The 20,017-nt window shown below is 49.1% G+C and carries 21 protein-coding genes; all 21 read left to right on the top strand.

Annotated features, from left to right (window positions below; genetic code table 11):
• Positions 1–12: 12 nt before the first annotated feature.
• The 21 genes from flhA to ACOZB4_RS10790 all read left to right on the top strand — a co-directional run bounded on the left by flhA (position 13) and on the right by ACOZB4_RS10790 (position 19,911).
• Positions 13–2,046: a flagellar biosynthesis protein FlhA gene (flhA, locus tag ACOZB4_RS10890; protein ID WP_076324979.1), complete on the top strand. Its 2,034-nt coding sequence runs from the start codon at positions 13–15 to the stop codon at positions 2,044–2,046.
• A complete protein-coding gene (gene flhF, locus ACOZB4_RS10885; RefSeq protein ID WP_379404681.1) occupies positions 2,043–3,491 on the top strand; it encodes a flagellar biosynthesis protein FlhF in 1,449 nt (482 codons plus the stop codon). Before flhA ends, flhF begins: the two co-directional genes overlap by 4 nt.
• Positions 3,488–4,378: a MinD/ParA family protein gene (locus tag ACOZB4_RS10880; RefSeq protein ID WP_379404679.1), complete on the top strand. Its 891-nt coding sequence runs from the start codon at positions 3,488–3,490 to the stop codon at positions 4,376–4,378. Before flhF ends, ACOZB4_RS10880 begins: the two co-directional genes overlap by 4 nt.
• A gap of 38 nt (positions 4,379–4,416) precedes the next feature.
• Entirely contained in the window at positions 4,417–5,754 is a 1,338-nt protein-coding gene (locus ACOZB4_RS10875) for a protein-glutamate methylesterase/protein-glutamine glutaminase (RefSeq protein ID WP_379404677.1), read from the top strand.
• A gap of 23 nt (positions 5,755–5,777) precedes the next feature.
• Positions 5,778–7,847 (top strand): chemotaxis protein CheW, encoded by a 2,070-nt coding sequence (locus tag ACOZB4_RS10870; RefSeq protein WP_379404675.1) that lies wholly within the window; start codon positions 5,778–5,780, stop codon positions 7,845–7,847.
• A 53-nt stretch (positions 7,848–7,900) separates the two neighbouring features.
• Complete coding sequence (locus ACOZB4_RS10865) at positions 7,901–8,362, top strand: chemotaxis protein CheW (protein ID WP_076324974.1); 462 nt, start codon at positions 7,901–7,903, stop codon at positions 8,360–8,362.
• 36 nt (positions 8,363–8,398) lie between these two features.
• Positions 8,399–8,992, top strand: coding sequence for a chemotaxis protein CheC (locus tag ACOZB4_RS10860; protein ID WP_251035541.1), 594 nt, complete (start codon positions 8,399–8,401; stop codon positions 8,990–8,992).
• A complete protein-coding gene (locus ACOZB4_RS10855) occupies positions 8,985–9,482 on the top strand; it encodes a chemotaxis protein CheD (RefSeq protein ID WP_006211305.1) in 498 nt (165 codons plus the stop codon). The genes ACOZB4_RS10860 and ACOZB4_RS10855 overlap by 8 nt, the downstream gene beginning before the upstream one ends.
• Before the next feature lie 3 nt (positions 9,483–9,485).
• Complete coding sequence (locus ACOZB4_RS10850; protein WP_379404672.1) at positions 9,486–9,887, top strand: hypothetical protein; 402 nt, start codon at positions 9,486–9,488, stop codon at positions 9,885–9,887.
• A 15-nt stretch (positions 9,888–9,902) separates the two neighbouring features.
• Positions 9,903–10,691 (top strand): FliA/WhiG family RNA polymerase sigma factor, encoded by a 789-nt coding sequence (locus ACOZB4_RS10845; protein ID WP_071220103.1) that lies wholly within the window; start codon positions 9,903–9,905, stop codon positions 10,689–10,691.
• 30 nt (positions 10,692–10,721) lie between these two features.
• Positions 10,722–12,131, top strand: a complete 1,410-nt coding sequence (locus ACOZB4_RS10840) for a DUF342 domain-containing protein (RefSeq protein WP_076324972.1) — start codon at positions 10,722–10,724, stop codon at positions 12,129–12,131.
• 58 nt (positions 12,132–12,189) lie between these two features.
• Complete coding sequence (locus tag ACOZB4_RS10835; RefSeq protein ID WP_076324971.1) at positions 12,190–12,501, top strand: hypothetical protein; 312 nt, start codon at positions 12,190–12,192, stop codon at positions 12,499–12,501.
• Positions 12,502–12,526: 25 nt separating this feature from the next.
• Complete coding sequence (locus ACOZB4_RS10830) at positions 12,527–13,072, top strand: DUF6115 domain-containing protein (protein WP_379404669.1); 546 nt, start codon at positions 12,527–12,529, stop codon at positions 13,070–13,072.
• The gene (locus ACOZB4_RS10825) at positions 13,069–13,677 is read left to right on the top strand and encodes an endolytic transglycosylase MltG (RefSeq protein ID WP_379404667.1); all 609 of its coding nucleotides are present in this window, start codon (positions 13,069–13,071) and stop codon (positions 13,675–13,677) included. The genes ACOZB4_RS10830 and ACOZB4_RS10825 overlap by 4 nt, the downstream gene beginning before the upstream one ends.
• 239 nt (positions 13,678–13,916) lie before the next feature.
• Positions 13,917–14,615 carry a 30S ribosomal protein S2 gene (gene rpsB / locus ACOZB4_RS10820; protein WP_036642081.1) on the top strand — a complete coding sequence of 233 codons (699 nt, stop codon included), beginning with the start codon at positions 13,917–13,919 and terminating at the stop codon, positions 14,613–14,615.
• Positions 14,616–14,861: 246 nt separating this feature from the next.
• On the top strand, positions 14,862–15,512 hold the full coding sequence (gene tsf, locus ACOZB4_RS10815; protein WP_076325251.1) for a translation elongation factor Ts: 651 nt from the start codon (positions 14,862–14,864) through the stop codon (positions 15,510–15,512).
• Positions 15,513–15,809: 297 nt separating this feature from the next.
• A complete protein-coding gene (gene pyrH, locus ACOZB4_RS10810; RefSeq protein ID WP_006211297.1) occupies positions 15,810–16,538 on the top strand; it encodes a UMP kinase in 729 nt (242 codons plus the stop codon).
• The gene (gene frr, locus ACOZB4_RS10805; RefSeq protein ID WP_071220110.1) at positions 16,538–17,092 is read left to right on the top strand and encodes a ribosome recycling factor; all 555 of its coding nucleotides are present in this window, start codon (positions 16,538–16,540) and stop codon (positions 17,090–17,092) included. The genes pyrH and frr overlap by 1 nt, the downstream gene beginning before the upstream one ends.
• Before the next feature lie 73 nt (positions 17,093–17,165).
• Complete coding sequence (locus tag ACOZB4_RS10800; RefSeq protein WP_339266204.1) at positions 17,166–17,933, top strand: isoprenyl transferase; 768 nt, start codon at positions 17,166–17,168, stop codon at positions 17,931–17,933.
• Positions 17,934–17,953: 20 nt separating this feature from the next.
• Complete coding sequence (locus ACOZB4_RS10795) at positions 17,954–18,754, top strand: phosphatidate cytidylyltransferase (protein ID WP_098747006.1); 801 nt, start codon at positions 17,954–17,956, stop codon at positions 18,752–18,754.
• 17 nt (positions 18,755–18,771) lie between these two features.
• The gene (locus tag ACOZB4_RS10790) at positions 18,772–19,911 is read left to right on the top strand and encodes a 1-deoxy-D-xylulose-5-phosphate reductoisomerase (RefSeq protein ID WP_379404663.1); all 1,140 of its coding nucleotides are present in this window, start codon (positions 18,772–18,774) and stop codon (positions 19,909–19,911) included.
• Positions 19,912–20,017: the final 106 nt, after the last annotated feature.

Raw genomic sequence — 20,017 nt, 5'->3', positions numbered from 1 at the left:
GGCGTCAGTGCAGTGAAAATAAAAGATCTATCTGTCCTTGCGGGTGTCATTGGCATCGTACTCATGATGATTCTTCCGATCCCGGTATGGCTGCTCGATGTACTCCTGATTATCAATGTCTCGCTGGCGCTTATTATTTTGCTGGTGGCCATGAATACGAAGGAAGCCCTGGACTTCTCCATTTTCCCTTCCTTATTGCTCATCACGACACTGTTTCGTGTAGCGCTTAACATTTCGACAACGAAGCTGATCCTGTCGGAAGCTAGCGCGGGTGAGGTTGTAGCCACGTTTGGTAAGTGGATAGCGAATGGTGAAATTGCGGTTGGCTTCATCGTCTTTTTGATTCTCGTTGTCGTACAGTTCATCGTCATTACCAAAGGCTCGGAGCGGGTAGCCGAGGTTGCGGCAAGATTTACGCTCGATGCGATGCCTGGTAAACAGATGAGTATCGATGCGGATTTGAACGCAGGTTTGATCAATGAGCAGCAAGCCAGGGAGCGTAGAAGAAAAATCGAGCGGGAAGCCGATTTTTACGGGGCTATGGATGGTGCAAGTAAATTCGTTAAGGGTGATGCCATCGCCACGATTGTCATCATGCTGATCAACCTGATCGGCGGGTTTATCATCGGGATCTCGATTCATGGAATGTCATTCGGAGACGCGATGAGCACTTACTCCATCCTGACGATCGGGGACGGATTGGTCAGTCAGATTCCGGCGCTTCTGATTTCCACTGCAGCGGGCTTGATTGTTACAAGAGCCTCTTCGGAAGGGAACCTGGCGGAGGATCTAACAGGGCAGCTCTTCTCCTACCCTCATCTATTGTACATTGTTTCAGGAACCGTTCTGTTGCTAGGGATTTTCACACCCATTCATCTGATTACGACCGCACCGATTGCTCTCATCTTATTCATTGCGGCACGGAGGATGCAGAACAATCTGGATCGCAAGCAGGTCGAAGTGGAGCAGTTGGAGGAGGAACAGCAAATCGAAGAGGTTCGAAGTCCGGAAAGTGTGATCAACCTGCTTCAGGTGGACCCGATCGAATTCGAATTCGGGTACGGGTTGATTCCACTCGCAGACGCGCAGCAAGGTGGAGATTTATTGGACCGGATCATTATGATTCGGAGACAATGCGCACTTGAGCTGGGACTCGTCGTACCGGTTATCCGAATTCGCGACAATATTCAACTAAAACCGAATGAATATGTCATAAAAATAAAAGGGAATGCTGTCGGCGGTGGTGAATTATTATTAAATCACTATCTCGCCATGAGCCCTGGGTACGAGGATGATTCCGTAACGGGGATCGAAACGACCGAACCGGCATTCGGACTTCCTGCTCTTTGGATAGATGAAGCCATGAAAGAGCGAGCGGATCTTGCCGGCTATACGGTTGTTGATCCACCATCTGTTGTAGCTACCCATTTGACTGAGTTAATTAAGAGACATGCCCATGAGCTGATTGGGCGCCAGGAGACCAAGGCATTGGTTGACAATATTAGAGAAAGCTATCCGGTCCTTGTGGACGAGCTTATTCCTTCTGTGCTGACCATTGGAGAAGTACAGAAGGTATTGGCTAAGCTGCTCCGCGAAAAAATCTCAATCCGGGACATGGTCACAATTCTCGAGACCCTTGCGGATTACGGGCATTATTCGAAAGATCCAGATGTCCTTACCGAATATGTTAGACAAGCCCTCTCTCGCCAAATTACACAGCAATATGCTCAAGAGGGCGAGGCCATGCGGGTTATCACGGTTGGACCGCAGCTGGAGAAGAAGATCGCCGAAAGCGTCCAGCAGAGTGACCAAGGAAGCTATCTCGCCATGGACCCGGCATCGACACAGAGTGTGTTTCAGAAGCTCAGTGAACAGGTTAACCGGATCATTCAGATGGGACAGCAGCCTGTTCTGCTTACCTCACCGGCCATAAGAATGTATTTAAGGCAGGTCATTGAACGAAGCATGCAGGATATTCCGGTGTTGTCCTATAGTGAGCTGGAGCCGAACGTCGAAATTCAAAGTGTCGGAGTGGTGAACTTATGAGAGTGAAGAGGTATATCGTCGACACGATGCCTGAGGCGATGCAGCACATTCGTACGGATTTGGGTGCGGATGCCGTCATACTGAGTACGAAGGAAACCAAGGTAGGCGGATTCCTGGGGATGTTTACCCGTAAGAAGATCGAGGTGATCGCGGCAGTAGAGCAAGCGGAGAAATCCAAAGGTTCTGCTCCGATGAAGTCCAAAGTTCTGCCTGCTGTACCTTCTGGTGCTGTACCCAAGGCTTATCAACGAACGGCTGAAATTTCGAAGCCCGGTACACAGACCTCCACGAATTCTGCGAGTAACACGGATACAGCTTCCGGCGTACAGCATGAGGATGACTATAGTCTTTTTGCCGAGATTCTGAGCCAGGTTGCAGCTTCCGAGGAGGAAGTTAACAGGCAAAAGAACGAAGTGGGCCATGTGCAACAGCCTGCAGCAGCTGCACAAGCAGCGATGCGAAACGATCAAACGGAAACAGCAGCTTCCGTTGAATCTGTTCAATCGGTTCAATCATCCCGTGGGGGACAGGAGGAGTCTTTAAGTTCCCGTCTAGGAATTAGCGAATCCGAACAAAGAGTCCTTGAAGAACTTAAGGAAATGAAGGAATGGATTGCGCGATTATCCAGGCAAAATCTTGAAGCGCAGCATCTTCCTGAGCCGCTGCATTTCATTCGGGATCAGCTGCTCAAGCAGGATCTTTCGGCCAAACTGACGGAAGAGTGGCTCACGGCCGCGGAGGAAGCCTGGAAAGCTAATCATATGCAGATGAGTGAGGCCGAGCTGCAGAACGTGATTTACAAGCAAGCTGAGGCGTTCCTTGAGGGGCGTATCGGCGCCGGCGTTCAACCCGAGACGCGGATTGTATATATCGCTGGACCGACAGGGGTCGGTAAGACTACCACGATCGCGAAGATCGCTGCAGAGCAGCTGTTCCGTAACCAACGCAAGGTAGGTTTTATTACATCCGATACGTATCGGATATCTGCCGTTGAACAGCTGCGTACTTATGCATCCATTCTCAATGTGCCGATGGAAGTCGTGCAATCGCCTGGTGATATGCAGCGAGCCCTTCAGAAGCTGCAGGAGTGTGATTTGGTGTTGATGGATACAGCAGGCCGGAACTATCGGAATGAGCTGCTCGTTTCCGAGCTTCAAAGCCTGTTCTCCCATTCCGATCAAAGCGAAACCTATCTTGTGCTCAGCCTGACCTCCAAGAGCAGCGATATGATCGAAATCGCGGATCATTTCAGCAAATACGAACTCGATAAGGTCATCTTCACGAAGATGGATGAGACCGGCAGTTACGGCTCCTTGTTTAATCTGATAGATGCCCATAACCTTCGCTTGTCCTATATGACCAATGGTCAAAATGTGCCGGATGATCTGTTGATGGCCGACAGCGAGCGGTTATGCCATCTACTGCTGGGAGAGATTCGTACATGACGGATCAAGCTCAATCGCTCCGCCAGCTTGTTTCTTCTCAGCAATCAGGGAACAGCGGTAAGGCAGCATCTCCAAGAACGGCCAAGATTATTACGGTCAGCAGCGGTAAAGGCGGGGTTGGGAAATCCAATTTCACACTGAATTTTGCGCTGACTTTACAGTCGATGGGCAAAAAGGTGTTGGTGTTTGATGCCGATATCGGGATGGCAAACATTGACGTTCTTATGGGCGTGAGCTCTCGGTACAGCTTGTATCATCTCATTCGCCGGGAGAAGAGCATTGAAGAAGTAATTCAATATGGACCGGACAAGCTTCCTTACATTGCCGGAGGTTCGGGTTTGGCTGACATGATGTCCCTGTCTGAAGAGGAAATGAATTATTTTATTTCACAGATTGAAATTATTTCCTCGGAAATGGACTATATCATTTTTGACACGGGAGCTGGCTTGTCCAAGGAAAATATGAGGTTTATTACGTCCGCTGATCAATGCCTTGTCGTCACGACGCCGGAACCGACATCCATTACGGATGCTTATGCCTTAATCAAGGTGGTGCACGGCACGGAAAACCAGGTTCCGTTCAGCCTAATTGTCAATCGTGCGGGTGATGAACAGGAGGCTCGGGAGGCAGCAAACAAAATTATTTTGACGGCCCAGCGTTTCCTTGATATCGACATCAAGCTGCTCGGCTCGATTGCCGATGATACGCATGTTGTTCAGGCGGTTAAGCGGCAGGTCCCATTTACAGCAGCTTATCCGCGATGTAACGCCTCTAGTGATATCAGACGGATCGCGCTTCGCTACATGACCGTTCCTGCTGCCACAGAGCCGAAAGCTCCGAAGGGAATCACAGGATTTATGCATCGGTGGCTCAAACGTACGAAATGATTCTTTGCTTGGATTAATGGAAACTGAGGTGGACATCTATGAAGCCTTTTCGTGTGCTTGTCGTTGACGATTCCGCATTTATGAGGAAAATCTTTTCCGATTTCATCGAGCGTGACCCATCTTTTCAGGTTGTCGGAACAGCTGATAACGGGCTTGACGCCGTTCGGAAAGTAAAGGAATTGAATCCGGATGTCATTACATTGGATGTAGAAATGCCGGAAATGAACGGCCTGGATGCTCTGAAGTTCATTATGGAATCGGGCCCCCGTCCGGTCATTATGTTGTCCGGCATTAATGAGCAAGGCATGAAAGAGACCATTCTTGCCCTTGAGGCAGGAGCATTTGATTTTATACGAAAGCCTTCCATTTCTAATGCGCTTGATATTGAGCAGGTGCGTTCAGAACTAATGAAACAACTGAATGCGGCGATGCAGGCTAAACAGCGGAGGGCATTGTGGGAAGAAGAAGAGCAGAGACGACGGAGTGCGGACATAACGGTTCCTCTTTCGCCAAAGCCTTCTGACAAAACGCTGAACAAGAAGCCGCAGCTGAACGAGACGCGAACGACGGTCCGCGAGACTGACCAACGGAGCAAGCGAATGGATTCGCCTCGTTTGCCGTCATCTCGGACTGTTGAGAAGAAGATGCCTACTGTTACGGACGGCGCCGAGCCCTCTGGTTCAAAGAGAAAACGGGCAGATCGTAAACCTGTTGCAGACTTAGCTCCAGTCGTGCTTCCAGAGAACGAGGGTCGTCAGCTCCGTGAGGCCAAGATACCGCAGTCAACGGAATTGACGGATTTGGTTGCGGTGGGCTGCTCCACCGGCGGGCCAAGAGCATTGAAAGCTTTTCTCGAGCCCATTCCCGGCGACTTCTGTGCCCCGATTGTCATTGTTCAACATATGCCGCCGAGTTTTACCAGATCGCTTGCACAGCGCTTGAATTCATTCAGTCAACTGGAGGTCATGGAAGCAGAGCAAGGGATGGTATTGGAACCGGGGAAAGCCTACATTGCACCGGGGGGCAGCCATATGAGGGTTTACCGCTCGGACAGCGGCGCTTACCAAATCAGGATCAGTCAGGATGAGACTCGCAATGGTCACCGTCCGTCTGTAGATGTGCTGTTCGAATCCCTACTGCCGTTGACCATGATCAAACGTCATGCGGTGCTGATGACCGGCATGGGAAGCGATGGAGCGAGAATGATGAAGAAGCTTTACGATTCAGGAGTGACATCCACCTATGCGGAGAGCGAGCAAACCTGCGTCGTATACGGGATGCCAAGATCAGCTGTTGAGCTCGGTTGCGTAAACCACGTTCTGCCACTTCATGATATTGCACCTAGAATGGTTCAAGCTGTAAATAACGGAAAGTGAACTTGAAGAGGAGGTGTCTCTCAATGGACATGAATCAATATTTGACAATGTTTATTGATGAGTCAAATGATCATCTGCAATCATTAAATGAAAACATGCTTCAATTAGAAAGCAACCCGGACGATATCGGGATCGTACAGATTATTTTCCGATCGGCTCATACGTTGAAGGGTATGGCAGCAACGATGGGATACGAAGATCTGGCTTCACTTACCCACCAGATGGAAAACGTGCTGGATCTTGTCCGGAACGAAAAGCTAAAGATGCAGGATTTTATCTTTGACACGCTCTTCAAAAGCTTGGACGCTCTTGAATCGATGGTGCAGGATATTACCGAAGGCGGAGACGGGAAAGCGGATGTTTCCTCAATCGTGGCTTCCTTGCAGTCGATTGTACGTGGTGAAGGAGCTTCGCCTGGAGGGGCAGCTGCCGAAGGAGATAACTCCGCTGTGGCCGTCCAAGGAATTGAATTGGATGAGTTTCAATTTTCCGTGCTTGATCAATCGATTTCGGAAGGACATAAGGTTTTATATATACAAGTGACATTGCGAGAGGATTGCCAACTCAAGGCGGTTCGTGCCTACATGGTATTCGAAACGCTGGAAAGATCCGGGGAAATCGTCAAAACGTATCCGGACGTTCAAGAGATTGAACAAGGTGAATTCGATCGCGTATTTTCGTTGTATTACATAACGCAAAGAGAAACGCAAGACATTGAAAGCCAGATTCTGGGCGTTTCGGAGATCGAGACTACTACGGTTGTGGCGCTCGATCATGAATCTTTGCAGCAAATGGTTCAGGAGAGTGCGGCAACAGCAGAAGCTGTCAAACCGCAAGTTTCAGAGGCAGCTCCAGCGGCTGTGGCTTCACCGGAAGCCAAGAGCCCTTCAGCGCCTGCCAAAGAGTCCAAGGCACCTGCCCGAAATGCAGGGGGAGGTAATCCTTCGAGAACGATCCGGGTTGATATTGAGCGGCTGGATGTATTAATGAATCTGTTCAGTGAGCTGCTGATTGACCGGGTACGGCTAGAGCAATTGGCCAGTGAGTCCAAGAATCAGGAGCTGACGGACACCGTTGAGCATATGAGCCGCGTGAGCAGCGATTTGCAGAATATCGTCCTGAAGCTGCGCATGGTTCCTGTAGATACGGTGTTTAATCGTTTCCCAAGGATGGTGCGTGACCTTGCCAAAACACTGGACAAGAAGATTGATTTGATTATTACCGGAGCTGAGACGGAGCTGGATCGTACGGTTATTGATGAGATTGGTGACCCGCTGGTCCACTTGCTGCGCAACTCGGCTGACCATGGTGTCGAACCTGTTGCCGACCGCATCGCTGCTGGTAAACCGGAGACCGGTACCGTGCATCTGCGTGCGTTTCATAGCGGCAACAATGTTTTCATTGAGATTGAAGATGACGGACGCGGCATTTACCGTGACAAAATTCTAAAGAACGCGCTGGCAAAAGGCGTTGTGACAGAGGCCGAAGCAGCGACCATGACCGATGACGAGGTCAATCAACTGCTGTTCGCACCGGGATTCAGCACCGCAGAGAAAATTTCGGATGTATCCGGCCGAGGTGTTGGGCTCGACGTTGTTAAATCCAAAATAGTTGCCCTGGGCGGTAACGTCACCATCTACTCGACACCGGGGAAAGGCACAAACTTTTCCGTTCAGCTTCCATTAACGCTGTCTATCATTGCAGCTATGTTAATCCGGATGGGATCTGAAAAATATGCGATTCCGCTTTCCTCCATTGTTGAAACGGGCATCATCAAGCGTGGCCAAATCAAACATGTTCACGGCAGTCGCATGATCCAGTTCCGAGAATCACTGATTCCGGTCATCTCGCTCAGCCGCTTGTTTGAAATTCCGGATTTTGATGAGGAGCTGGAAGAAGAAACAGAAATCGTTGTAATCCGCAAAGGGGATCGTCTGGCGGCACTTACCATCGATGATTTTATTGGACAGAGTGAAATCGTCATTAAGAATTTGGGTAAATATCTGCCTGCCATTCAGGGAGTATCCGGAGCAACCATTCTAGGGGATGGACAAGTCGCTCTCATTATTGACGCAAATGCATTTATCAAATAACAGGTTGCTATAACTCAGGCGGCAGGCCACACATTTTGAAGGAGGACTTATTCATGGGAGAAGAAATCAAGGTTATTGTCTTTAGACTTGGCGAGGAAGAATACGGCATCGAGGTAGACAAGGTTCAGACCATTGAGCGAATGATGCCCATTACGCGTGTTCCCAAGACCTATGCTTTCGTAAAAGGGGTTATTAATCTGCGCGGCGTCGTCATTCCTGTAATCAATCTGCGCGGCCGCTTTGGATTGGAAGAGGTTGAAGCAACCGATCAAACGCGGGTTATCATCGTGGCGGTCAATGACATGCAGGTAGGGTTTATCGTGGATTCCGCAAGTGATGTCATCGATCTGAATACGGACAGCATTGACAATCCACCTGAGGTTGTCGGCGGAATTAAAGCGAAATATCTTCGCGGTGTCGCGAAGGTAGGAGAGGAGCGCCTTCTCGTCATGCTGAATCTGTCCGAAGTGCTGAACAAAAGTGAGATTATTCAGCTGGAAGGCCTTGAGGAGTAGACAGTGGAACTGTTTAAGCATGGCAAGGAAATCAAAATGGATGTTTTGAAGGAAGTTGGAAACATCGGAGCGGGCAATGCGGCAACCGCCCTCTCCCGCTTGCTTAACAAACCGATTGATATGGCTGTTCCCAAAGTTCAACTCCTGCCTTTTGAACAGATTGCCGAAAGTGTAGGAGGGAGCGAACAACTCGTTCTTGCCGTATTTTTACGGGTAGAAGGCAGTGCGCCGGGAAATCTCTTCTTTATTATGAGTCCGGAAGCCGGGAAGAATTTGCTGCAGAATCTGGCGGGCTTTGAAGTGTCGGATGAGGAGCAATTCTCCGAGATGGAGCAGTCCGCATTATGCGAGATCGGAAATATATTGTCAGGCTCGTACTTATCGTCGCTCGCTGATTTGACCAATCTGTCCATGACACCTACGGTGCCGGCTCTCGCGATGGATATGGCAGGTGCCATCTTAAGTTATGGACTGCTGCAGTTCGGAGAAATGGGAGACGATGCCCTCTTAATCAACACGACGTTCCTAGAAGGGCAGAACGAGGTGGAAGGCCAGTTCTTCCTCATACCTGATCCACAATCATTTGCTCAAATTTTCGAAGCTTTAGGAGTGCCTTTAGAGCATGATTGAAGAACAAAGCATAGTGAAAGTAGCCATGGCGGATCTGAACGTCGCAGGTCCAAACGGTATTTTGCGTACAACGGGGCTCGGCTCGTGCGTTGGACTGACGTTGTATGATCCGGTGACGAAGATTGGTGGAATGGCGCATGTGATGCTTCCATCTTCAGCGATTGCCAGAGAAGGGCAGCTAAACCTGGCAAAATACGCCGATACGGCTCTTCCGATTCTGTTGAACAAGATGAGGAACTTGGGGGCTTCCCCGGCACGTATGGTAGCCAAAATGGCCGGTGGAGCTCAAATGTTTGCTTTTGCCGGCTCCGGTGACACCATGCGCATCGGTCCTCGTAATGTGGAGTCCTGCAAGGCTGGGCTCGAGCAGATGGGGATAACGCTAATTGCCGAGGATACCGGAGGAAATTACGGAAGAACCGTTGAGTTGGACTGTGCAACGGGTAAGTTTACAATACGAAGCGTACAAAAGGGCATAAAGGAATTGTAGCTAATGGGAAAACTTCGTTTTTATCTGATGACTGGAATTGCCGGATTTGTGTTCACATTTATTTTCTCCATACGTAACAATCTGTGGATGACTAGCATGTATCGGGCTCTCCTTGCATGTACGATTTGGTTTCTTCTGGCGTTCCTGTTGAATTGGGTGTTTGGTGCCATTACGGGTCCGCGAGCCACTGTTCAAGGGGACGCCGACACGCAGCGGGAGCAAGACCGAGGGACTGTTCTTGATTTATCCACGCCTGATGAGGATCGGGAATTGATGGATTTAATCCATTCCGAATCCAGCAGCAAAGAGAATGGAGACTTTGTACCGCTAAATCCTCCTAAGCTGGTTTCAACGAAAGAACCCGAAGAACTGGCCAAGGCCGTTCGTCACCTTACGGAAAAATAAGGAGGGTAAAGGCAATTGGACGAACGTAAAGCTTCTGTGCTGAACCATGCGGATTTATGGAGCGCATGGAAGGAAGATGGAGACCATGAAGCGAAGAAGAAACTAATCGAATATCATTTACACATCGTTGACTATGTTTCAAGCCGTTTGGCCATCGGTCTTCCGAAGAACGTTTCTAAGGGAGATTTGGCCAGCAATGGGGTAATGGGTCTGATTGACGCCATCGAGAAGTTTGATTACAAACGAGGCCTGCAATTCGAAACCTATGCTTCTTGGCGTGTGCGTGGGGCTATTCTGGACTCGCTGCGCCAGGGGGACTGGGTGCCGCGCTCTGTCCGCGAGAAGGCGAAGAAGATTGAAACTGCATATCAGCAGTTGGAACAGAAGTATTTACGCAGCGTCAGTGATTCCGAGATGAGTGATTACCTTGACGTGACTGAGAAGGAATTCCGGCACATGCTGCAGGAAGTAGCAGTCATGACATTGACATCTCTGGAGGATCCGATCCGCGAGGAGGAGTCTGAGACCCGAATGTCGCTCCTGGTTGATGAGAAAGCGAAAAATCCGGATCACAAGGTCCATGAATTTTACCTGCGAGAAGCCCTGATGAAGGGTATCGGTAAATTAACCCCGAAAGAGCGGACCGTAGTTTCCTTATTATATTATGAGGATTTATCACTCAGCGAAATTGCTGAAGTGATGTCGCTATCACCTTCACGAATATCTCAGCTTCATTCCAAAGCGATTTTGAGACTTCGGGGCGCGCTCGATAAAGATCGGGATTTGCTGATGCAAAACGATTGACGCTTGCCATATATGAAGGGGGTTCCTGGATTGTCTGTAGATTATGCATTGGATCAGTACTTTAGCGTTACGCTATCGGATGACAAGGTCGTCGCCTATATACAGTTCACCAAATGGGAGAAGGATTTCTCTTGCTCTGTAGAAGCTCTTGAACAATTTCTGAGAAGTCACCAGATACGATATGGACTTCAACATGATACGTTGCGGCGAATCGCAGATCATGCGGAGGAATATCAATATAGTAGAACGCCGATTGCAATGGGAACGGAACCTATGCACGGACAGAACGGCAGAATCGAATTTACCGTTAATTTTGGGAATGAGACGAATCTGAAGCCGCTTGAAATCGAAGATGGCAAAGTGGATTATAAAGAAGTGATTCGTTTAAATAATGTAAAGAAGGGGCAGCTGCTTGCCACCCGAATCCCGCCAACGAAGGGAGTCCCTGGAACGGCGGTGACCGGAGAGGAGATTCCGAGCAAACCGGGAAAGGAAGCTCATTTCAAGGTTGGGAAGAACGTCGTTGTTAACGCCGAGAAAACCGCCATGTACGCTGCAATTGACGGACTCCTCACCAAAACCGAAAAGGGAAAAATCAATGTGTTTCCGGTATATGAGATTAACGGAGATGTTGATTACAGTATAGGCAATATCGACTTTGTCGGCACGGTGGTCATTCGCGGCAATGTGCTGACTGGATTCAGAATCAAGGCAGCAGGGGACATCCGAGTCACTGGCTTTGTGGAAGGAGCCGAGCTGGAGGCTGAAGGCTCGATCGATATATCCGGCGGAATCATCGGTTATAACAAGGGTTATGTCAAGGCGGGTCAGGATGTCAAAAGCTCGTTCATCCAGGATGGAAACGTCATAGCCGGCGCTAGCGTATTTGTCTCGCAGAGCATCATGCACTCCAATATCCGGGCGGTCCGGAATATCGAATGCAACGGTATGAAGGGCCTTGTGGTAGGCGGCATTTTGCAGGCGGGTGAAAAAGTGGTTGCCCGAACGATCGGAAACAGCATGTCGACAGCTACCGTAATTGAAGTTGGTGTTCTCCCCGAGCTGCGGAATGAACTGTCGGATCTTAGAGCCCAATTGAAACAGTCATTGGAAAGTATGGATAAAACCGATAAAGCGCTTTATCTTCTGAATCAGTTAGCTTCCTCCGGTCAATTGTCGCCAGACAAGCTGGCGCTGCGAATCAAACTGAATGCCACCAAAAAATCAAACATGGCAGAACAATCCGATATTAAGGACCGAATGCTGGAAATCGAGAAGATGCTTGAGGATACCGGCAAAGCAAGAGTGAATGTGGTAAAGACGATCTACGGCGGTGCCAAAATTGTCATAGGGCGGTATACCCGCTTTGTTAAGGATCCCACGCAGCGGGTTTCTTTTTACTATCATGAAGGGGATATCACTATGGTACCGCTCTTGTAGGACAGAACAGACGTTTTAAATGCTTGTGGACATGATCCTATATCATGAGGTGATTCCATTGAGTTTGAAATCGGTTGAGATGCAAATTGCGGTCCCCAGAACCAATGAAGCGGGCAAGATGCATAATGAATCCCAGCAGCGCCCGATGAATGATCAGACGCTGCTTGCGGGTGAGTTATCCAAGAACAGCCGTGCGGAAGCCCAGCGAAGTACAGAAGTGAGTGAGACGGCGGAAACAGCCGTGCGCGATGACGGGAGCCGTCAATCCTCTGGGCAGCAACAAGGTCGGGGAACGGCGGAAACGGGCGAGACATTGGAGCAGCCGGCAGAGCATCCCTATAAAGGCAAAAATTTCGATGTTTCGCTCTAGATAATTTATAGGCACAAAGGAGTTAATGGATTTGAAACCATGGATATATATCGTGCTGCTTGGCATTGCCGCCGTGCTGTATGCATTTATGCTGCCGAAACGCCGTGAAGAGGCCGTGTCCAGCGAGCGGGTTGTAAAAGAAGTGGAGAACACGCTTGAAGGATATATGGCGGAAATCCAGAACGAGAACGAACAGCTGGTGGAACTGGTTGGTCAGATGAAGAAAGAGCTTGATGCCAAGCAGCAAGCACATCAAGAACAGATCAGTGATTTGCGGGAGCGCATGCTGGCCATGGAGCAGAAAATGACCGAATCGCAAACGCGTCTTCGAACAGCGGAAGAGAAGCTGGCGCAAACGACTGCGGACGCTTTTTTGTCTGCAGGAGAGGCTGCAGCGGCTTCCGAAGCTGAGCCTGCACCACTTGTCCATTCCATCAAATCCAGATACGCGGAGCTGTTTGATCTATATGAACAAGGAAAGTCCATCGATATGATTGCCAAGACCACGGGTCTTCAGCGAGGCGAAGTTCAACTTATTATCCAGTTGGCCAAACAGGAGGAATCCGTGTGATCAAGAACCGTACATTTATGATGGGCCTGGGGAGTGGTCTCGTGATCGGCGCAGTGCTGCTTCAGCTGATGTGGATCGGTCAAGGCACAGCCGCATCGGAGACGCAGGAGTTAACGAAGGAGCAGCTGATGGCTGCAGCGGAAGCTTTGGATATGCAAGTCGTCGAAGGTTCGGACGAGCTGATGACGGCGGAGCAGTGGGAAGAGAAGAGGCTTGGTGAGAGCGCTGGTGAGTCCGAAGAAGGGGCCAATCCTGCACGGAAGACGGAAACGGACAAGCCGGAAGCACCGCAGCAGCCGGAGAAGCCTGAAGCGGGCGTGGATAAGAAACAGGAATCTACTCTCAAAGTGACGGATCCGGCGAAGCCGAAAACGCCAGCCAAAGCGGAAGCGCCTATCAAAGTGAATATTCCAGCTGGAAATAATCTCAGTGATGTGGCAAACAGTCTTTTGCGTGCTGGCGTCATTGATAACAAACAAGCATTCATTAATAAGGCAACCGAGAAAAAGATCAACACCATGATCCAAAGCGGTACATATTCGTTCACAGCAGGCGAGAGCTACAATTCGATCATAACCAAAATCACAGCAAAACCCTCCAACTAGCCCTTCGGTTGAGAGTGGTTTTTTTCTTTACAGGATCTGGTTGCAGCCGTTGATGGAATGGACCTGATCAAGTACACAAAAGACATTGCAACCTGCCCATGGTTATGTTATAGTAATTGACGGTGTTAAAACACACGCTAGAGTGATTTCGTTGAGGGTGCTTCCAGGATTGGGAGTCTTAATGAAAAATGATCTTGGCGGAGGGACACACAAAAACCAAACTTAGGAGGTGCGTGAAGATGGCAGTAATTTCCATGAAACAGCTTTTGGAAGCTGGCGTACACTTCGGTCACCAGACTCGTCGCTGGAACCCGAAAATGGATAAATTTATCTTCACTGAAAGAAACGGTATCTACATCATCGACCTGCAAAAAACGGTCAAGAAAGTTGAAGAAGCATTCAACTTCGTGAAAAACGTAGCTGGAGAGAACGGTACAATCCTGTTCGTCGGCACGAAAAAACAAGCTCAAGATTCCGTGAAGGAAGAAGCAGAGCGTTGCGGTATGTACTACATCAACCAACGTTGGCTCGGCGGAACTTTGACTAACTTCGAAACGATCCAAAAGCGTATTAACCGCTTGAAGCAGCTCGAAGCTTGGGAAGAGGACGGCACGTTCCAAGTATTGCCTAAGAAAGAGGTTATCCTTCTCCGCAAAGAGAAAGATCGTCTTGAGAAATTCTTGGGTGGTATCAAGAACATGAAGGGTCTTCCAAGCGCATTGTTCGTTATCGATCCTCGCAAAGAGCGTATCGCCGTAGCGGAAGCTCGCAAATTGGGTATCCCAATCGTTGGTATCGTTGATACGAACTGTGATCCGGATGAAATCGACTATGTAATCCCAGGTAACGATGACGCGATTCGCGCTGTTAAATTGTTGACTGGTAAAATGGCCGATGCTGTTGTTGAAGCTCACCAAGGCGAAGAAACAACTGCGTAATCAGGATTAAACGTATAAATCATGAATTAAATGAAAAGGGTGGTTGGTAGGTGTATAACCTCTCACTGCCCTTTTTTTAAGATGTTAGAACGGGTGACGTGCGAATAACGCGTGGAATCTGGAGCCTGGCATCGCAGGGGAAGAACAACTACTTAACGCGGTCTGAATCTTGGAGAGAACAATCGTATGACGGTTTTCGAGAGGTTCAAACGCAAACTTCATCATACCAATTTGGAGGGAATTCTAATGGCAGTAACAGCTAGTGCGGTAAAAGAACTTCGCGAAAGAACAGGCGCGGGCATGCTGGATTGCAAAAAAGCGCTGGATGAAACAAATGGTGATATCGACAAAGCGGTCGCAGTACTTCGCGAAAAAGGTTTGTCTGCAGCAGCTAACAAAGCTGGACGTATTGCAACTGAAGGCGTTGTCGAGTCTTATATTCACGGCGGCGGACGAATCGGCGTTCTCGTTGAAATCAACTGTGAAACCGACTTCGTAGGTAAAACAGATCAATTCAAAGAGTTTGCTCGCGATATCGCGATGCATATTGCCGCTGCAAACCCTAAATATGTTCGTCGCGAAGAAGTGCCAACGGAAGAGCTTGAGAAAGAAAAAGAAATTTTGAAAAACCAAGCCCTGAACGAAGGCAAGCCTGAAAAAATCGTTGAAAAAATGGTTGAAGGCCGCATCAACAAATACTATGAAGAGTATTGCTTGCTTGAGCAATCCTTCATCAAAGATCCTGACAAAACGATCAACACGCTGCTTAACGAAAAAATCAGCACGATCGGTGAGAACATCTCCATCCGTCGTTTTGCTCGTTTTGAATTGGGCGAAGGCTTGGAGAAAAAACAAGACAACTTCGTTGAAGAAGTTATGTCCCAGGTGAATAAATAAGCCGAATAGGCTAATATAAGTTATAGAAAAGAGTGGAACACACCTGTGTTCCTTCTTTTTTAAGAGATATAAAGGCATAAGAGAGATAAGATTGTTATAAATTCGGAGTAAAGGCACCCTTATCTCACAAGAAAGTATGGATTTAAGTCTTGATTAGACGACCAGAAGTTTCTACTTGAGACGGATGTGTTTACCCGATTTTTATAAACCGTCAAGCAGTGTGCCGGTGTGTCTGTCTGTCGTTTTTCAAACGGGCGTCGTATACTTAGGCGCCGTCTTAAAGTGGAGGGTTATCATTTGGAACAGCCTGTATATAAACGAGTGATATTGAAAGTCAGTGGGGAATCCCTTTCAGGGCAGAATGGATATGGTATTGATGCTGAGACGATCTCATCGATCGCTGAGCAGGTTCGTGAGGTTGTCGAGCTTGGTGTGGAGGTCGCGATCGTGTGCGGCGGCGGAAACATCTGGCGCGGTATTGCTGGCAGCGCGAACGGAATAGACCGTGCAACAGCAGATTATATGGGGATGTTGGCAACGGTGATGAACTCTTTGGCATTGCAAGATGCTTTGGAGCAGATCGACGTGCCGACTCGGGTGCAAACCTCTATCTCCATGCAGCAAATTGCGGAGCCGTATATTCGCCGTAGAGCCATTCGGCATTTGGAAAAAGGTCGTGTCGTTATTTTCGCGGCAGGAACAGGTAACCCCTACTTCTCCACCGATACGACTGCAGCGCTTCGCGCAGCGGAAATCGAAGCAGAAGTGATTCTCATGGCGAAGAACAAGGTGGACGGAGTGTACTCCGCTGATCCATTTAAGGATGAAACTGCCGAGAAGTACGAGCAGCTGACGTATCTAGACGTATTGAACAAAAACCTTGGGGTAATGGACTCTACAGCTTCATCGTTATGTATGGACAACAACATCCCGCTCATCGTCTTCGCTATTACGGAGCAAGGTAATATCAAGCGCGTCGTTCTGGGCGAGAAAATCGGAACGATCGTCAAAGGGAGTGTAGATTAATGCCGCAATCGGTGAAAAAGAATGCAGAAGAACGCATGGAAAAAGCGATCCTGTCTTTGAAGCGTGACCTGGCAACGCTGCGCGCAGGACGGGCAGCACCAGCGCTACTCGACCGGATCACGGTGGAATACTACGGAGCACCAACCCCGCTGAATCAGCTGGCTAACATCAGCACGCCGGACTCCAGAACGCTCATGATCCAGCCTTGGGACAAGTCGTCCTTGGCCGATATCGAGAAAGCGATCATGAAATCGGATGTCGGATTGACGCCGGCGAATGATGGTAATCAAATTCGCCTCGTCGTACCTGCACTGACAGAAGAGCGCAGAACCGAGCTGGTGAAAATGACGAAGAAATTCGGCGAGGAAGCGAAAGTGGCCATCCGCAACATTCGCCGTGATGCCAACGACGACATCAAAAAATTGGAGAAAACAGATATTTCCGAGGACGAGTCCCGGAGACATCAGGAAGATATCCAAAAAGCGACGGATAAATTTATCGCAGAAGTCGACAAAGTCCTCGTTGCTAAAGAAAAAGAGATTATGGAAGTATAAGAGACTTGTGGCCCCTCCTGTCAATGGTGGGGTTTGTCTCTTTTTTTGCAGAAAGATGCCTGGAGGAAATGGAATGATCAAACGGGTTCGATCGTGGTTGAATCAGGAGGACAGTCAGCAGACGCATCAGCTCTCTCCGGACAACATCCCACATCATGTTGCCATCATCATGGATGGTAATGGACGCTGGGCAAAACGGCGCGGTATGCCGCGAATCGTAGGCCATCAGAATGGCATGAAGGCTGTCAAAAGAGCGGCCATTGCTGCCGATGATTTGGGAATCAAAATATTGACGATGTATGCCTTTTCGACAGAAAATTGGACGCGTCCGAAGGATGAGGTCGATTTTCTGATGAAGCTTCCTCAGGAGTTCCTGGCTATTGAGCTGGAGGAGCTGATCGAGAAAAATGTCCAGGTCCGCATGATGGGGCATCCGGAAGACCTTCCGTCCCATACCGTGTCTGCGATGGAGGAAGCAGTTGCGAAGACAGCCGGCAATGACGGGCTTGTGCTTAACTTTGCGCTCAATTACGGTAGCCGGAAAGAGATCACCGAAAGTGTCAAGGCGCTCGGACGAGAAGTGCGAGACGGAATTCTTCGTCCTGAGGATATTACAGAGGAACTGATTGGCCAGCGGCTCCTCACAGGCGAATTGCCGGATCCGGATTTACTGATCCGCACAAGCGGCGAGCTGCGGCTGAGTAATTTCATGCTGTGGCAGTTAGCGTATAGTGAGCTATGGTTTACGGATGCCTATTGGCCGGAGTTCACCAAAGATCATTTGGTGGAGGCCATAGCCGATTATCAACAAAGAACAAGGCGCTACGGTGGACTTTCGTAGCCGATGGAGGATGGAACGTTTTGAAACAGCGATTGATTACCGGAATTATAGCGGGAGCGGTCTTTTTAGGATTATGTTTCATAGGCGGTCTATGGTACCATCTTCTTATTCTGGCGATGGCGCTAATCGGTTATTATGAGTTTGTGCGCATGACCAATACGGCACCGTTCGGGGGAACGGCATGGATTGGGTACGCGGGGGTGCTGCTGCTTGTATTTCCATGGGGACCTCTTAATTTGAATATTCAGATCCCGTGGGAACATGTACTTTGGCTCCTGCTGCTTTTATTTTTGCTGGCGACCGTAACGACGAAGAATGTAATTGATATCAAACGGGTTTCATTATTATTTTTGGCATCAGCGTATATCGGAATCGGATTTTCCTTTATCGCCGAATCACGACATGCTCCTGACGGCCATGGCGTATTCTGGACTTTTCTGCTTCTGGCCTCGATCTGGGCAAGTGATGCGGGAGCGTATTTTGTCGGACGCGCCATGGGGCGCCATAAATTATGGCCTTCCATAAGCCCGAACAAAACGGTTGAGGGTGCGCTCGGCGGTGTGGTCATTGCCGTGTTCACATCACTGCTCTTTTCATTCTTCTCAGATGGATTCCTGACGGCTGGACAAGCGATTCTGATTGGACTTTCCTGCGCTGTTATCGGTCAACTCGGAGATTTGGTGCAATCCGCTTATAAACGGGTGTATGACATCAAGGATTCGGGCAAACTGCTGCCGGGCCATGGAGGGATACTGGATCGATGTGACAGTTGGATCGTCGTATTTCCGTTTGTACATATATTGAGTCTCCTGCCTTACTAATGAAAGGAAAGATGTGCATGAAGAAGATCAGCGTACTCGGCTCCACTGGCTCCATTGGTACCCAGACCTTGGATGTCGTGAGGAAACACCGGGAACATTTTCAGATTGAGGGCCTTGCAGCAGGGAGTAATAAGGAATTGCTGCTTCAGCAGGTCAAGGAGTTTTCTCCGCGTAAAGTGTCCGTTGCCACAAAAGAGCTTGCTGACAGCATCAGGCATGATCTTCCTGCCGGAACCGAAGTGTTCCATGGTCATGAAGGCTTGATCGAGATTGCGGCAGCGACGGATGCGGAAATGGTGGTTACAGCGGTCGTTGGAAGCATGGGGCTGTCCTCTACGCTTGCAGCGATCGATGAGGGGAAGACAATCGGGCTTGCCAATAAGGAAACATTGGTAACTGCTGGTCATCTGGTTACGGCTCGAGCGGCTGCAAATGGGGTAAAACTCTTGCCGATTGATAGTGAGCATTCCGCCATATTCCAATGCCTCAACGGAGAGCGGCATGAAGATATTGAACGGATCACGCTGACGGCTTCCGGAGGCTCATTCCGGGATTATACCCGTGAACAACTGGTTAACGTTACGGTGGAGGATGCGCTTAAACATCCAAACTGGTCCATGGGTGCCAAAATCACGATTGATTCGGCCACCATGGTCAATAAAGGGCTGGAGGTGATGGAGGCCCACTGGTTGTATGATATTCCTTATGACAATATTTCCGTGCTTCTTCATCCGGAAAGCATCATTCACTCTTTTGTGGAATTCCGTGATTCGAGTATTATTGCCCAGCTCGGCAACCCGGATATGCGGGTTCCGATTCAATATGCGCTTACTTATCCGGAGCGTTGGTCTTCGCCTGCGCCAAGGCTATCTTTGGTAGAAGCGGGCAAGCTGCATTTCCGGGAGATGGACCTTGAACGTTTTCCTTGTTTAAGGCTTGCTTATGAATGTGGTAAAATGGGTGGGACAGCGCCAACGGTATTCAATGCTGCCAATGAAATTGCGGTTGCCCGGTTTCTCCGCGGCGAAATCTCTTTTCTGCGGATAGAAGAGATCATTGAGGAAGTGCTGCAAAGCCATCATGCTGTGCCGGAACCGGCACTGGAGACGATTGAAGAGAATGATCGAATCGCACGTGAATTAGCTTCCCGACTATAGGATTTGAAGTGTTTTTGAAATCTCCCTTGAAAAAAAAGCGGACAGCTTGTGATTCTCTTGTGGACGACAGGAGAATAATGATAATCTATAGGGACATACTGCGTTC

Origin of the sequence: Paenibacillus sp. NPDC058898 (assembly GCF_049316025.1) — a bacterium.
Classification (GTDB): Bacteria; Bacillota; Bacilli; order Paenibacillales; family Paenibacillaceae; genus Paenibacillus_AQ.
This window is presented reverse-complemented; position numbering and strand designations above follow the sequence as displayed.

Excerpts from the sequence above, each read along its gene's own strand:
- flhF (WP_379404681.1), top strand. The coding sequence starts at position 2,043 with ATGAGAGTGAAGAGGTATATCGTCGACACGATGCCTGAGGCGATGCAG.
- ACOZB4_RS10880 (WP_379404679.1), top strand. The coding sequence starts at position 3,488 with ATGACGGATCAAGCTCAATCGCTCCGCCAGCTTGTTTCTTCTCAGCAA.
- ACOZB4_RS10875 (WP_379404677.1), top strand. The coding sequence starts at position 4,417 with ATGAAGCCTTTTCGTGTGCTTGTCGTTGACGATTCCGCATTTATGAGG.
- ACOZB4_RS10870 (WP_379404675.1), top strand. The coding sequence starts at position 5,778 with ATGGACATGAATCAATATTTGACAATGTTTATTGATGAGTCAAATGAT.
- ACOZB4_RS10865 (WP_076324974.1), top strand. The coding sequence starts at position 7,901 with ATGGGAGAAGAAATCAAGGTTATTGTCTTTAGACTTGGCGAGGAAGAA.
- ACOZB4_RS10860 (WP_251035541.1), top strand. The coding sequence starts at position 8,399 with ATGGATGTTTTGAAGGAAGTTGGAAACATCGGAGCGGGCAATGCGGCA.
- ACOZB4_RS10855 (WP_006211305.1), top strand. The coding sequence starts at position 8,985 with ATGATTGAAGAACAAAGCATAGTGAAAGTAGCCATGGCGGATCTGAAC.
- ACOZB4_RS10850 (WP_379404672.1), top strand. The coding sequence starts at position 9,486 with ATGGGAAAACTTCGTTTTTATCTGATGACTGGAATTGCCGGATTTGTG.
- ACOZB4_RS10830 (WP_379404669.1), top strand. The coding sequence starts at position 12,527 with ATGGATTTGAAACCATGGATATATATCGTGCTGCTTGGCATTGCCGCC.
- rpsB (WP_036642081.1), top strand. The coding sequence starts at position 13,917 with ATGGCAGTAATTTCCATGAAACAGCTTTTGGAAGCTGGCGTACACTTC.
- tsf (WP_076325251.1), top strand. The coding sequence starts at position 14,862 with ATGGCAGTAACAGCTAGTGCGGTAAAAGAACTTCGCGAAAGAACAGGC.
- frr (WP_071220110.1), top strand. The coding sequence starts at position 16,538 with ATGCCGCAATCGGTGAAAAAGAATGCAGAAGAACGCATGGAAAAAGCG.
- ACOZB4_RS10800 (WP_339266204.1), top strand. The coding sequence starts at position 17,166 with ATGATCAAACGGGTTCGATCGTGGTTGAATCAGGAGGACAGTCAGCAG.
- ACOZB4_RS10790 (WP_379404663.1), top strand. The coding sequence starts at position 18,772 with ATGAAGAAGATCAGCGTACTCGGCTCCACTGGCTCCATTGGTACCCAG.